Annotated in this window: 11 protein-coding genes; 2 read left to right on the forward strand and 9 right to left on the reverse strand. The window is 64.0% G+C overall.

The window, feature by feature from the left end:
- Position 1: 1 nt before the first annotated feature.
- The 3 genes from ACVILI_RS02500 to recQ all read right to left on the reverse strand — a co-directional run bounded on the left by ACVILI_RS02500 (position 2) and on the right by recQ (position 4,196).
- Positions 2-1,243, reverse strand: a complete 1,242-nt coding sequence (locus tag ACVILI_RS02500; RefSeq protein WP_457102316.1) for a tyrosine-type recombinase/integrase — start codon at positions 1,241-1,243, stop codon at positions 2-4.
- A gap of 277 nt (positions 1,244-1,520) precedes the next feature.
- Complete coding sequence (locus ACVILI_RS02505) at positions 1,521-1,784, reverse strand: PilZ domain-containing protein (protein WP_084791704.1); 264 nt, start codon at positions 1,782-1,784, stop codon at positions 1,521-1,523.
- Positions 1,785-2,360: 576 nt separating this feature from the next.
- On the reverse strand, positions 2,361-4,196 hold the full coding sequence (gene recQ, locus ACVILI_RS02510; RefSeq protein ID WP_038650349.1) for a DNA helicase RecQ: 1,836 nt from the start codon (positions 4,194-4,196) through the stop codon (positions 2,361-2,363).
- Positions 4,197-4,451: 255 nt separating this feature from the next.
- Here recQ and ACVILI_RS02515 point away from each other — a divergent pair, with 255 nt between their 5' ends.
- Positions 4,452-5,873 carry a coniferyl aldehyde dehydrogenase gene (locus tag ACVILI_RS02515; protein WP_240564710.1) on the forward strand — a complete coding sequence of 474 codons (1,422 nt, stop codon included), beginning with the start codon at positions 4,452-4,454 and terminating at the stop codon, positions 5,871-5,873.
- A gap of 255 nt (positions 5,874-6,128) precedes the next feature.
- On the opposite strand, the gene ACVILI_RS02520 is transcribed toward ACVILI_RS02515, so the two are convergent.
- Genes ACVILI_RS02520 through uxaC form a run of 3 tightly spaced genes read right to left on the reverse strand, consistent with a single transcriptional unit; the run spans position 6,129 to position 8,742 of the window.
- Entirely contained in the window at positions 6,129-6,488 is a 360-nt protein-coding gene (locus tag ACVILI_RS02520) for a cupin domain-containing protein (RefSeq protein WP_038653493.1), read from the reverse strand.
- A gap of 10 nt (positions 6,489-6,498) precedes the next feature.
- Positions 6,499-7,275 (reverse strand): 2-dehydro-3-deoxy-D-gluconate 5-dehydrogenase KduD, encoded by a 777-nt coding sequence (gene kduD, locus ACVILI_RS02525; RefSeq protein ID WP_038650351.1) that lies wholly within the window; start codon positions 7,273-7,275, stop codon positions 6,499-6,501.
- Between the two features lie 57 nt (positions 7,276-7,332).
- On the reverse strand, positions 7,333-8,742 hold the full coding sequence (uxaC, locus tag ACVILI_RS02530; RefSeq protein WP_038650352.1) for a glucuronate isomerase: 1,410 nt from the start codon (positions 8,740-8,742) through the stop codon (positions 7,333-7,335).
- Positions 8,743-8,880: 138 nt separating this feature from the next.
- On the opposite strand from uxaC, the gene ACVILI_RS02535 reads away from it, so the two are divergent.
- A complete protein-coding gene (locus tag ACVILI_RS02535) occupies positions 8,881-10,380 on the forward strand; it encodes a mannitol dehydrogenase family protein (protein ID WP_038650353.1) in 1,500 nt (499 codons plus the stop codon).
- A gap of 52 nt (positions 10,381-10,432) precedes the next feature.
- Here the strand turns inward: ACVILI_RS02535 and ACVILI_RS02540 are convergent, their stop codons facing one another.
- From ACVILI_RS02540 to ACVILI_RS02550, 3 genes are all read right to left on the reverse strand, one after another.
- On the reverse strand, positions 10,433-10,840 hold the full coding sequence (locus ACVILI_RS02540) for a F0F1 ATP synthase subunit epsilon (protein ID WP_136622208.1): 408 nt from the start codon (positions 10,838-10,840) through the stop codon (positions 10,433-10,435).
- 112 nt (positions 10,841-10,952) lie between these two features.
- Entirely contained in the window at positions 10,953-12,533 is a 1,581-nt protein-coding gene (gene atpD / locus ACVILI_RS02545) for a F0F1 ATP synthase subunit beta (RefSeq protein WP_038650354.1), read from the reverse strand.
- 70 nt (positions 12,534-12,603) lie between these two features.
- Positions 12,604-13,488 carry a F0F1 ATP synthase subunit gamma gene (locus tag ACVILI_RS02550; RefSeq protein ID WP_010912153.1) on the reverse strand — a complete coding sequence of 295 codons (885 nt, stop codon included), beginning with the start codon at positions 13,486-13,488 and terminating at the stop codon, positions 12,604-12,606.
- Positions 13,489-13,504 lie beyond the last annotated feature (16 nt).

Consider the following 13,504-nt stretch of genomic DNA (forward strand, 5'->3'; position numbering starts at 1 on the left):
ACTACTCTGCAGCCACCTTGCGCCGTCCGGCAAGCGGGATCACTTTGCCTTTGCCATCGGCGCTGGCCAGAAAGTCGGCCCAAGCTGTCATTAGCTTGCGACGACGCTCCAATGCCGTTCCGCGTCGATATGCCTGTTCGGCTTTGTCGCCGACGACATGCGCTAGCGCAGCCTCTGCCACCTCACGCGGAAAAGTGGTGCAATCGCCAGTCCAGTCGCGGAAACAGGACCTGAAACCATGGATTGTCGTTTGGTCCTTGAGTTCCCATCGGCGCAATAACATCTCCATCGAGGCGGCAGAGATCGATCTACCCTTGCGCAAGCCGGAGAAAACATGCGGGTTATCACTCCGCCTCGGCAGTGAGCGGAGAAGCGCTATGGCGCGAGGCGACAGTGGGACTTCGTGCTTGCGCCCGGCCTTCATGCGGTTTGCCGGGACCGTCCAGACCTTCTGTTCGAAATCAACCTCGTCCCATATCGCGTTGACGGTCTCGCCCGACCGTGCGGCGGTGAGTATCGTAAACTCAAGGACCTTCGCGTCCATGCCGCCGGCCTCGCGCAGTCGCCGTATCAATGCCGGCACGTTCTGATAGACCATCGCGCGATGATGGCCACGCCGCTTCAGCTTTTCAGGCTTTGGCAGGATGGCATCGAGATGACCACGCCACATGGCAGGGTTCTCGCCGGACCGCCAGCCACGCATCTTGGCAAAGCTGAGCACCCGTTCAATGCGACCGCGAAGTCGCGAGGCTGTCTCGGGCTTGGCTGACCAGATGGGCTTCAGAACCTTAAGTACGTCAGCGGTTTCGATTGCCGAAACCTTCATCTGGCCGAGGTATTTGCAATAGGCGTCGCCGAGCGTCATTTGCCACTGAGCCCGGTGCTTAGCATTCTTCCACGAAGCCATTCTGTCCTCGTCGAGAAAGGCCTCCGCAGCCTCGGCGAATGTCGGCTCGGCCTCCTCTCGTTCCGCCTCCTGACGAGCATGCAGCAGGGGATCGCGGCCAGCAGAGAGGTTTTTGCGAGCCGCCCCCGCCTTTTCCCGCGCATCAGCAAGGCCAACGGCAGGAAATGCTCCCAACCCCATCGCTGTGCGCTTGCCATCACGCTTCCACATGAAGACCCAAGATTTCGACCCGCTCGGCTCAACCTGCAGGTAGAGGCCGCCGCCATCGCCATGGCGTCCGGGTTTCGTTTCGGACTTCACTTCCAAAGCGGAGAGTTTGTTGATAGGGCGCGCCATATCTCTTGCACCTTTCCTTGCACCTCAAGGACGTCATCAGGTGGGAGTATATGTCAGTGCGCGGCTCGATGAAAATAGGCAAACGGCTGTAAATTATATGATTTTTCGCCAGTCTGGCGCGGCATGTCACCTCCTGACATCTCGACTACGGCGGTCTCCCTCTCCGCCACCAATGACAAATCGCATCGAGGATCGCGCACTCCGCGAGTGCTGATGACGCGATAAATTCGGCCAGTTGCCTGGGTTCCGTCGTCCGATTAGTCAATGGCGTCCTGTTTCAATTGATCTGTACGCCAAGCCGCTCGTTCTTCCTCCATCGCACCACGGCACGATATTCGACACCATCCGCAGGGACGTGCAGGACGAACCGCTCGGGAACAACCACGCCCGGCTCCACCCGTAGCTCCGCACCATGAGCGTGCTGATTTCTGACGGAGCAAGCGATCGTCGTATCCTCCGTGATAATGGTTCCATCCTTTAGAACGGCCGCCCGGGGAAGTGAGCGTCGTTCGATTGGTGGATCATCGGGTTTGCCGCTCACCTTTTCATTCCTCCCGAAATCTTGTGGCGAAACGCATAAACCTGGCCGCGACAATCGCGATTCAATTAGCATACACTAAAATGGTTCCGAAACTTTTATTGCGACGCGAGGTCGAGCGGTCGCGACGAAGGTATTTGGTCTCCCCGGCAACTGCACGGCGGCGACCTTCCTCGAAAAAGCAAGGGACGAGCTGAGGATGCGTTCTTGCCCGGCATCGAAATGCTGGCGCCCAATAGGCAAAAAGAGCCCGCCCGGAATGGGGACCAAGGGCGGGCCAAGAGGTGGCTAGGGATCATCCCAGCTTAGGTCAACGAGCGGCGGAGGGGTTGGTTGCTTTGCGCAAGCCGTCAAAGCATTCACTCTGGTTTGATTCCTTGTATTTTAGCTAACACGATGCTGGGCCGCTTTCTAACTAAAGTTCCAACACAAAATCCCGCCGCTCATTCACGGTAGCGGCGGGTTGATCTAGCTTTTTGGGCGCGATGTGCGGAAGGCGAATTGAGGGGCAAACGCCCGCCTGACCGTCGATGGCGTCGATCCAGATGTGACGATTGCTGCAGGATCTGGTTAGGGCTTTCAGACCGATCCTTCGGACCGGTGCGCGGCAATCGCCTTCAGAAAAATCTCCCCGAACTCCTTGAGCTTGGCCCCTCCCACGCCATTGACCTCGGCAAAGGCGTCGAGGTCGCGCGGGCGGCGTTCGGCCATGTCGATCAGCGTGCGGTCGGAAAACACCACATAGGCCGGCACCTGGCGTTCCTTGGCGAGGCGCAGCCGCAGGGATTTGAGCGTCGCCAGCAGCGAAGCATCGACGCCTTCGGCACCCGAACCCTCCGCGGCTCGCATCTTGCGCAAGGCGCGGCTGCGCATCTCGACACGATAGTGGAACGGGATCTCGCCACGGCCGAGCGCATGGCCTTTCTCGGCGATGGCGAGGCCGCCATGACCGCTCGGATCCGGCTCGAGGAAACCGCCGGCGACGAGCTGCCGGATCAGCGATTGCCAGAGATCCTTCTTGTGCGCCGCGCCGCTGCCGAAGCTGGCAAGCTTCTGGTGACCGCGGGCCACGATCTTCTCGGTCTCATGGCCGAGCAGGATATCGATGACATGGGCGGCGCCGAAGCGCTCGCCGCTCTGCGCGACCGCGGCCAGGATGATGCGTGCTTCCGCGCCGCCATCGGCGCGCGGCACCTGCTCGAGGCAGTTGTCACAATTGCCGCAGGGCTCGGCTTCTTCTCCGAAATAGCCAAGCAGCACCTGGCGGCGGCACTGCGCAGTCTCGCAATAGCCGATCAGGGTGTCGAGCCGGCGATGCGCGCGCTTCTTGTGCTCGACCGCAGCATCCTCGTCGTCGATGAACAGCCGCCGCATGCGGATGTCGCCAAGCCCATACAGCATATGCGCCTCGGCCTTGCGCCCGTCACGGCCGGCACGGCCGATCTCCTGATAATAGGCCTCCAGGCTGCCCGGCATGTCGGTGTGGAAGACATAGGCGACGTCGGGCTTGTCGATGCCCATGCCGAAGGCGATGGTTGCCACCATGACGACGCCGGACAGCGTCATGAAGGCGTTCTGATTGGCCTCGCGCGCGTCCTTGCTCATGCCGGCGTGATAGGCGAGCGCGGTGACGCCGTTCTTCTCGAGGAAGGCCGCCATCTCCTCCGTCTTCTTGCGCGAAAGGCAGTAGACGATGCCGCTCTTGCCCGGGTGACGCTCGATGAAACGCAGCAATTGCCGCTTGCTGTCCTGTTTGGATTCGATCGCGAGCTTGATGTTTGGCCGGTCGAAACCCAGCACCAGCGTTTCGACCCGCTCGGCGAACAGCCGCGCCTCGATATCGCTGCGCGTGCTCTCGTCCGCCGTCGCCGTCACCGCGATGATCGGCACGTTGGGGAAGATGTGGCGCAGGCGCGACAAATCCTCATACTCAGGCCGGAACGCCGGACCCCATTGCGAGATGCAATGCGCCTCGTCGATGGCGATCAGGCTGATTTCGAGCCTGGAAAGCGCCTCGAGCATGCGCTCGGTCATCAGCCGTTCCGGCGCCAGATAGAGCAGCCGCGTCTGGCCTGATGCCACGCGTCGCCAGGCGGCGACATTGGCCTCCCGGTCGAGCGAGGAATTGATCGTATCGGCGCCAACGCCCGCCAGCCGCAAGGCCGCGACCTGATCCTGCATCAGCGCCACCAGCGGCGACACGACCAGGGTGAGCCCACCCATGACCAGCGCCGGCACCTGGTAGCAGAGCGATTTGCCCGCACCCGTCGGCATGACGGCCAGCACATGGCGCCCGCCGAGCAGCGCGTCCATGACATCTGCCTGGCCGGGGCGGAAATCGTCGAAGCCGAACACGTCCTTCAGGACGCGCTGCTTGGGATCCTCCGCCCGAACACTCGCTGCCTGTGCCGACATCAGGCGGACACCGGACGGGAAGCGATTTTTCGGGGATGGGAGAGGATGTGGGAATCGATCAAGATGCTCTCCGCGAGACGCTTTGGAGTAGCGCAGCCGCCCTCGGGACACAACCGGAACAGTCATCCCATGTTGACGGCGGACTGATTGGCAGCGGCTGGCGAAGGCACACCTTCCCCTGCGACACCCGCACCCCTGCTGGATTCCTTTACGCGCCAGGATGTAAGCTTGGTCGGACGAGCCAGGGAGGGCGCGATGCTGCAGGTGAGACAGGATGTCCTGGGCGAACGGTTCCAGCTGCAACGCGCCGCCTTCGAAAAGCAGCCCTTTCCGGATCTAAGCGTTCGGAAAGACCGCCTGAAGCGCCTGTTGGCCCTGACCGAGCGGCATGAGGCCGACATTTGCGCCGCGATCGACGCCGACTTCGGCGGCCGCTCGGCGCATGAGACGCGCCTTGCGGAACTGTTTGTCGTGCGCGCCGGCATCCGCCACACACTGTCTCATCTGAGCGGCTGGATGCGCGAGCGTCGTGTCGCCACCACCTTGCCGTTCCTGCCGGGCCGCAATCGCCTCCTGCCGCAGCCGCTTGGTGTCGTCGGTATCGTCTCGCCGTGGAATTACCCCTTCCAGCTTGCCGTCGCGCCGGTCACGGCAGCGCTCGCCGCCGGCAACCGCGTGCTGGTCAAGCCGTCCGAACTGACGCCGGCCTTCTCGGCGCTGCTCGCCGGACTGGCCAGCGAACATTTTTCGCCCGACGAGTTGAGCGTCATCACCGGCGATGCCGAGATGGGCAAGGCTTTCGTCTCGATGCCGTTCGATCACCTGCTGTTCACCGGCTCGACCGCGGTCGGCCGACAGGTCGCGGTCGCCGCCGCCGCCAACCTGACCCCGGTCACGCTCGAACTCGGCGGCAAGTCGCCGGCGATCTTCGATCCCTCCTGCGATCTCGATGCGGCAACGGCCAGCATCGCCTATGGCAAGCTGCTCAATGCCGGGCAGACCTGCATCGCGCCGGACTATCTGCTGGTGCCCAAGGGACAGTCCGGCACGGTCGCCGCCAAGCTCGCTGCGGCGGTGGCGCGGCTCTATCCCACCTTGCGCGACAACCCCGACTACACCGCCATCATCAGCGACCGGCATTTTCAACGCCTGCGCGCCATGATCGCGGAAGCCCGCGATGCCGGTGCCGATGTCGTCGAAATCAACCCGGCCGGCGAAGACTTCGGCGCCACGAGCCGCAAGCTTTTGCCGACCCTGGTCAGCAATGCCGGCCCGGATTTGCGGCTGATGCGCGAGGAGATTTTCGGTCCGGTGCTGCCGATCGTCGAATACGCCGCCATCGACGAGGCGATCAGCCATGTGAACCAGGCCGACCGGCCGTTGGCGCTCTACTGGTTCGGCAAGGACAGCACCAACCGCCAGCGCATCCTGCGCGAGACCGCCGCCGGCGGCGTCACCATCAACGACTGCATGCTGCATCTGGTGCAGGAGAACCAGCCTTTCGGCGGCGTCGGCGCCAGCGGCATGGGCGCCTATCACGGCGAATGGGGGTTCCGCACCTTCAGCAAGGAGAAGCCGGTTTTCCTGCAGTCGCGCCTGAGCGCCGGCGCCCTGCTGCGCCCGCCCTACGGCAAGACGTTCGAGCGGCTTTTCGGCCTTCTCCGGCACATCACCTGACCCAGAGCAATTCCAGGAACCGCTCTGGGACAGCCATCGGTTGTACGGCGCATTAAGCTTATCTTCACCACGATGCGGCAGGCTTCACATCCTGCGGTCATGTCTTGAGTACCGCGGCGCCACAAGCGCCCAGGCAACAACCCGCGCCTCTTTTGGGGCGCGGGTCATTCGCCCGCACTCGATCGTCCAGTCTTGGCTAGGCAAATCATCGGCCAAAGCATGATGCCGAAAAGTGTGAAGCGGCTTCGGACGACATCACGGGCTATCTATTTGATTTATAGCAAGAAAATCGGCACGGTGCGGCGTAAAGCTATCGACCAGCCGTCCCGCTTCCAGCGCCTTGACGCCGTGCACCAGGCCTGACGGCACGATGAAGCTGCCGCCGGCTTCAAGGATCGCCGTCCTCCCGTCGATGGTCACCTCGAAACGGCCTTCGGCGACATAGCTTGACTGGACATGCGGGTGCGAATGCAAGGCGCCCACGCCGCCCTTGTCGAAGCCGAATTCGACCAGCATCAGCTCATCGGTGGAGAGGAGAACACGACGCCTGTTGCCGTCTGGCGTCGGAGTCCAGGCGCCCTCATCGGCATGCGCGAAGATCTTTGGCTTCGTCATCGTCCTCTCCTCATCGCGCCAGCCAGCCGCCATCCACCGGCACCGCCGCGCCGTGCATATAGTCGGAAGCCCGTGCCAGCAGGAAGACGGCGGCATCGCCAATGTCCGACGGCTCGCCCCACCGCCCCGCCGGAATGCGCCCGACAATGGCGGCACTGCGGTCGGGGTCCGCGCGCAGCGCCTGCGTGTTGTTGGTCTCGACATAGCCCGGCGCGATGGCGTTGACGTTGATGCCCTTGGCCGCCCATTCGCAGGCGAGCAACCGGGTGATGCCGAGCACGCCATGCTTGGAGGCGGTGTAGGAGGCGACGCGGATGCCGCCCTGGAAACTCAGCACCGAAGCGATGTTGACGATCTTGCCCCGGCGACCTTCGGCAAGCGCGCGCCTGGCGAAGGACTGGCAAAGCAGAAAGACCGTCTTCAAATTGACGTCCATGACGTCGTCCCAGTCGGTCTCGGCCAGATCGACGGCATCGGCGCGCCGGATGATCCCGGCATTGTTGACCAGCCCGTCGAGCGGCCCGCTTTCGTCCCACACCCGATCCAGCATCGGACCGGCGGTCGCCGTGTCGGCAAGGTCGGCGCTCACCGCCTCGAACCTGGCACCGATGGCCGCGACCTTGCTCGCCGTCTCGTCCATCGACGAACGACCGACGCCGACCACCGCGCCGCCGGCGCGCGCGATCGAGAGGACGATGCCTTGTCCGATGCCGGTGTTGGCGCCGGTGACCAGGATGCGCTTGCCGGCCAGGCTGAAGGCGGAGAGATCGATGCCGGTGCTGTTCATGTCAGCCTGTCACGCTGATCCAACCACCGGCGCCGTTGGGATATTGGGCCGCCGCCATCAAAGCCGGTACGCCTTCTTCGCCAGCGTATAGGCCAATTCCCGTGCCAGCTCATGCGCCTCGTCCTCGCGCAGCCGATGCTCGGCGACGAGGCGCGCGAGGAAAGCGCAGTCGACTCGCCGCGCCACGTCGTGGCGGGCCGGGATCGAGGGAAAGGCACGGGTGTCGTCGTTGAAGCCGACAGTGTTGTAGAAGCCGGCCGTTTCCGTCGTCATCTCGCGAAACCGGCGCATGCCTTCCGGACTGTCATGGAACCACCAGGCGGGGCCAAGCTTCAGCGCCGGGTAGACACCGGCCAGCGGCGCCAGCTCGCGCGCGTAACTGCTTTCGTCGAGCGTGAAGAGGACCACCGTCAGATCACGCTCCAGCCCGACGCAATCGAGCAGCGGCTTCAGCGCCGTCACATAGTCGGTCCGCATCGGGATATCGAAACCCTTGTCGCGGCCGAACCTCTGGAAGACAGAAGGCGAATGATTGCGCCAGGAACCGGGATGGATCTGCAGCACCAGCCCGTCATCCCGGCTCATCTTGGCCATCTCGGTCAGCATCTGGGCGCGGAACAGTTTGCGCTCGCGCTCATCCTGCGAGCCGCGGCGGATGCGGTTGAACAGCTCCTGCGCCGCCGCGTCGGAAAGATTGGCGGTCTCCGCCGTCGGGTGGCCATGATCCGACGAGGTCGCGCCATAATCCTTGAAGAAGGCGCGCCGCTGCCGATGCGCGTCGAGATAGCCGGCCCAGCTGCCGGTGTCGCAGCCGGTGATCTCGCCAAGCCGGTCGAGATTGGCCGAAAAGCCTTCGAAATCGGGGTCGATGACCGCGTCCGGCCGATAGGCGGTGACGACGCGGCCTTCCCAGCCGCTGTCGCGGATCATCTTATGCCATTTGAGATCGTCGAGCGCGCCTTCGGTCGTGGCGATGACCTCGATGTTGAAGCGCTCGAACAGGGCGCGCGGGCGGAAATTCTCCCACTGCAGCACCGTCGCGATCGTGTCGTAGTGGCGGTCGGCCGTCGTGGCATCCAGCGGCTCTTCAATGCCGAACAGATGCGCCAGCACATGGTCGAACCACAGCCGGGTCGGCGTGGCGCGAAACAGGTAATAGTGCTCGGCAAAGCGCCGCCAGATCGTCCTGCCGTCGGTCTCCACCGGCGCGCCATCCAGGCTGACCACGCCGAGATCCTCCAGCCGCACGCCCTGGCTGAACAGCATGCGGAAGATGTAGTGGTCGGGCACGATGAGCAGTTGCGCTGGATCCGGGAACGGCTCGTTCAGCGCATACCAGCGCGGATCGGTGTGGCCGTGCGGGCTGACGATGGGAAGGTCCTTGATGCCGGCGTAAAGGCCGCGGGCAAGCGAGCGCGAATGCGCTTCGGGCGGAAACAGCAGGTCCGGATCGGTCAGCGCGACCATGGGGAAAGCGGCTCCTCCAGTCTGGATACCGGTACGTTCGGGCCTAGGCGATGTCAATGTGCGTCGGCAAAGCGGCATCCTTGCGGCAGGCTCGAACAGGTGTTACCCCGCCTGTCATCCACAGCCCCCAGCCCCGGTATGCTGATGACCAGAAGCCATCTATCCGACGCCACGCTCCACAAGCTGCCCGCCGGGACCAAAATCCCTGCTTATGACCGCGGCCGCGTTGCTCCAGGCATCGTGCATCTCGGCGTCGGCGCCTTCCATCGCGCCCATCAGGCCGCCTATGTCGACGAGTGCCTGGCGGCGGGCGAAACGGGCTGGGGCATCGTCGGCGTCTCCTTGCGCAGCCCCGATACGCGCGACGCGCTGTCGCCGCAGGACGGGCTCTACACGCTGGCGATCCGCAGCAGTGGCGAGGAGGAGTTGCGCGTCATCGGCTCTATCCAGTCGATGCTGGTGGCGCCGGAAGATCCGGGCGCTGTGCTGGCCGCGCTGACCGATCCGCGCACCCGCATCGTCACGCTGACCATCACCGAAAAAGCCTATCTCAGGGCCGCGGGCGGCGGATTGGACACCGCCCATCCCGACATCATCCACGATCTGGCCAATCCGCAAATGCCGAGGACGGCGCATGGCTTCCTCGCCGAGGCGCTTACCCGCAGACTGGCCGCCGGCACCCCGCCCTTCACCGTGCTGTGCTGCGACAACCTGCCTGCCAACGGCGCCACGCTGCACCGGCTGCTGACCGAATTCGCTGCGTTGCGCGACGGCAGCCTCTCCGCAGCAGGCGACACCGGAATCGCCGACCATATCGCAAACCAGGTCGCCTTCCCGTCGAGCATGGTCGATCGCATCGTACCGGCAACCACCGACGCCGACCGGACACGCATTGCCGGCGAACTCGGTGTCGACGATGCTTGGCCGGTGATGACCGAGCCATTCCGCCAATGGGTGGTCGAAGACAATTTCTCCGCCGGCAGGCCGGACTGGGAAAAGTTCGGCGTCACCATGGTCGGCGATGTCGGCCCCTTCGAGGATATGAAGCTCAGGCTGCTCAACGGCGCGCATTCGGGCATCGCCTATCTCGGCCTGCTCAGCGGCCACGCCACCGTCGACCGCGCTTTCGCCGATCCGGCGATCCGGCGATTTGTCGACGGGCTCTGGGCCGAGGCCATCCCGACATTGCCTGAAGATGCCGGACTGGATACGGCGACCTACACAGCCGAGCTTGCCGAGCGTTTTTCAAACACCGCGCTCGCGCACCGCACGGCGCAGATCGCCAATGATGGCAGCCAGAAACTGCCGCAGCGCATCATCGCTTCCGCCATCGAGTGCCTCGAAGCCGGCACCGAGTTCGTGCATCTCACGCTGGTGGTGGCGGCCTGGATCGCCGCCTGCGCCGCGCGCGGAAAAACCTTGCCCGAAAACCATTTCACCGATCCGCTCGATGCGGCGCTGACGGCACTTTTGGACCAGCAAATGCCGGCGAACGAAACCGTAACGGCCGTGTTCGACCTGGCCGGCTTTGCCAGGGATCACGCCGAACGCCAGACGTTGATCGAGCTCACGGCGGTGCATCTGGTGCATTTGCGGCGGGACGGTCCGACGCTGGCCTTCGCCGCCTTGGGCATCTAAACGAAAAAGCGAGGCAAGGCCCCGCTTTTCATCAAGTCATCTGATGCGGATTTCAGGCCGGAAGAATCGCGCCTTCCAACGTGGTGAGCTGGCTGAGGAACTGCTCGGCCTTGCTGCGCGCCTGGTCGTCCTTGGCGTCGGCTGCATCTTCCTTGGCTTCCTGGATGCGGCGGGCGAGATCGGCGCGGTCGACATCCTTCACCGCGACAGCCGATTCCGCCAGCAGCGTGCAGCCGGCCGGAACGATGTCGGCGAAACCGCCGAACACGACGTAGCGTTCTTCGCCGCCCGAGGCGGCCTTCACCGTGACGACACCCGGCTTGATCGTGGTCATGACCGGCGCGTGATGCGCCATCACGGTCATCTCGCCTTCGGCGCCCGGAATGACGACGGATTCGACCTGCTCGGAAACCAGCAGGCGTTCCGGCGAGACCAGTTCGAATTTGAAAGCTTCAGCCATGTCAATTTAGTGAGTAGGGAATAGGAATTAGGCAGTAGTAAGTGGCCCTAACCGGGCCGCATCACGCAGCTGCTATTCCCTACCCACTACTGACTACTCCCTATTCCCTAAATTAAGCCGCTTCGGCCGCCAGGCGCTGTGCCTTCTCGACCGCTTCCTCGATGCCGCCGACCATGTAGAAGGCAGCTTCCGGCAGGTGATCGTAGTCGCCGTTGCAGAGGCCCTTGAAGCCCTTGATGGTGTCGGCGAGGTCGACGAGCTTGCCCGGCGCGCCGGTGAACACTTCGGCGACGAAGAAAGGCTGCGACAGGAAGCGCTCGATCTTGCGGGCGCGGGCCACGGTCTGTTTGTCCTCTTCCGACAGCTCGTCCATGCCCAGGATGGCGATGATGTCCTGCAGCGACTTGTAGCGCTGGAGGATCGACTGCACCTGGCGGGCAACCGCATAGTGCTCTTCGCCGACAACCATCGGGTCGAGCATGCGCGAGGTCGAATCCAGCGGATCGACCGCCGGATAGATGCCCTTTTCGGCGATGGCGCGGTTCAGCGTCGTCGTCGCGTCAAGGTGGGCGAACGAGGTCGCCGGCGCCGGGTCGGTCAAGTCGTCGGCGGGCACGTAGATGGCCTGCACCGAGGTGATCGAGCCCTTGGTGGTGGTGGTGATGCGTTCCTGCAGCGCGCCCATGTCGGTGGCGAGCGTCGGCTGATAGCCCACGGCCGACGGGATACGGCCGAGCAGAGCCGACACTTCCGAACCCGCCTGCGTGAAGCGGAAGATGTTGTCGACGAAGAACAGCACGTCCTGGCCCTGGTCGCGGAAATATTCAGCCACCGTCAGGCCGGTCAGGCCGACTCGGGCGCGCGCGCCCGGCGGCTCGTTCATCTGGCCATACACGAGGGCCGCCTTGGAGCCTTCGCCGCCGCCCTTCTTGTTGACGCCGGATTCGATGAACTCGTGATAGAGATCGTTGCCCTCGCGGGTGCGCTCGCCGACGCCGGCGAACACCGAATAGCCGCCATGCGCCTTGGCGATGTTGTTGATCAGTTCCTGGATCAGCACGGTCTTGCCGACGCCGGCGCCGCCGAACAGGCCGATCTTGCCGCCCTTGGCGTAGGGTGCCAGCAGATCGAGCACCTTGATGCCGGTGATCAGGATCTGCGCTTCCGTCGACTGCTCGACATAGGTCGGAGCCGGCTGGTGGATGGAGCGCATTTCGATCGCGTCGACCGGACCCTCTTCGTCGACCGGCTCGCCGATGACGTTGATGATGCGGCCGAGCATGCCCGGGCCGACCGGCACGGTGATCGGCGCACCGGTGTCACGCACTTCCTGGCCGCGCACCAGACCTTCGGTGGAGTCCATGGCGATGCAGCGAACGGTGTTTTCACCCAGATGCTGGGCAACTTCGAGCACCAGACGATTGCCGACATTGGTCGTCTCGAGCGCGTTCAGGATCGCCGGAAGGTGATCGCCGAACTGCACGTCGACGACGGCGCCGATGACCTGGCGGACCTTGCCGACAACGCCGGTTGCCTTGGCGGCCACGGCCGAAGTCTTGGCCGCCGCGGCCTTGGCCGGCGCTGCCGCCGTCTTTGCCGGAGCTGCCTTCGCGGCGGCTGCCGGAGCCTTGGCCGCCTTTGCGGGGGCTGCGGCCTTGGGGGCCGCCGTCTTGGGGGTCGCTGCTTTCGCCATCGTCTTTACCCTTTTTCGTCCTTTGTTTCTCACGCGGTCCGGTAGCGGGCCGATGGCCCGCGAACCGCGCCTAGAGCGCTTCGGCGCCCGAAATGATTTCGATCAGTTCCTTGGTGATCTGCGCCTGCCGCTGGCGGTTATAGGTGATCGACAGCTTGTTGATCATCTCGCCGGCGTTGCGCGTCGCATTGTCCATCGCGCTCATCTTGGCCCCCATTTCGCCGGCCGCATTTTCGAGCAGCGCCCGGAAAACCTGCACGGAAATGTTGCGCGGGATGAGGTCGGAGAGGATCTCGCCCGGCTCCGGCTCGTATTCGTAGACGGCATTGCCGCCATCCACCGCTGCGGCGGGAGCCGAAGCGACGCCGGCGGGAATGATCTGCTGCGCCGTCGGGACCTGGCTGATCACCGATTTGAACTGCGAATAGAACAGCGTGCAGATGTCGAAGGCGCCCTCGTTGAAGAGGTGGATGACCTTCTTGGCGATCGCGTCGGCATTGACGAAGCCGAGCGTCTTGACCTCGCGCAGGTCGACACGGTCGAGGATCATCGAGGCATAGTCGCGGCGCAGGATGTCGAAACCCTTCTTGCCGACGCAGATGATCTTGACCTGCTTGCCGTCGGCCAGAAGCCGCCGGATATGATCGCGGGCCAGGCGGGCGATCTGCGAATTGAAGCCGCCGCACAGGCCGCGCTCGGCCGTGCAGACGACGAGCAGATGCACGTTGTCCTTGCCGGTGCCGGTCATCAGCGCCGGGGCATCGCCGCCGCCGCCGATTGCCTGGGTGATGTTGGCCAGCACGGAACCCATGCGCTCCGAATAGGGGCGCGCCGCTTCCGCTGCCTCTTGCGCACGGCGCAGCTTCGCCGCGGCGACCATCTGCATCGCCTTGGTGATCTTCTGCGTCGCCTTGACCGAGGCGATACGGTTACGAAGGTCTTTTAATGAAGGCATGCTTCAAACCTGATCC

It is taken from the genome of Mesorhizobium sp. USDA 4775 (assembly GCF_054062655.1).

What these genes read in the sequence shown, in the direction of transcription:
- ACVILI_RS02500 (WP_457102316.1), bottom strand. Translation starts at nt 1,243, where the DNA reads ATGGCGCGCCCTATCAACAAACTCTCCGCTTTGGAAGTGAAGTCCGAA.
- recQ (WP_038650349.1), bottom strand. Translation starts at nt 4,196, where the DNA reads ATGTCGGCACAGGCAGCGAGTGTTCGGGCGGAGGATCCCAAGCAGCGC.
- ACVILI_RS02515 (WP_240564710.1), top strand. Translation starts at nt 4,452, where the DNA reads ATGCTGCAGGTGAGACAGGATGTCCTGGGCGAACGGTTCCAGCTGCAA.
- ACVILI_RS02520 (WP_038653493.1), bottom strand. Translation starts at nt 6,488, where the DNA reads ATGACGAAGCCAAAGATCTTCGCGCATGCCGATGAGGGCGCCTGGACT.
- kduD (WP_038650351.1), bottom strand. Translation starts at nt 7,275, where the DNA reads ATGAACAGCACCGGCATCGATCTCTCCGCCTTCAGCCTGGCCGGCAAG.
- uxaC (WP_038650352.1), bottom strand. Translation starts at nt 8,742, where the DNA reads ATGGTCGCGCTGACCGATCCGGACCTGCTGTTTCCGCCCGAAGCGCAT.
- ACVILI_RS02535 (WP_038650353.1), top strand. Translation starts at nt 8,881, where the DNA reads ATGCTGATGACCAGAAGCCATCTATCCGACGCCACGCTCCACAAGCTG.
- ACVILI_RS02540 (WP_136622208.1), bottom strand. Translation starts at nt 10,840, where the DNA reads ATGGCTGAAGCTTTCAAATTCGAACTGGTCTCGCCGGAACGCCTGCTG.
- atpD (WP_038650354.1), bottom strand. Translation starts at nt 12,533, where the DNA reads ATGGCGAAAGCAGCGACCCCCAAGACGGCGGCCCCCAAGGCCGCAGCC.
- ACVILI_RS02550 (WP_010912153.1), bottom strand. Translation starts at nt 13,488, where the DNA reads ATGCCTTCATTAAAAGACCTTCGTAACCGTATCGCCTCGGTCAAGGCG.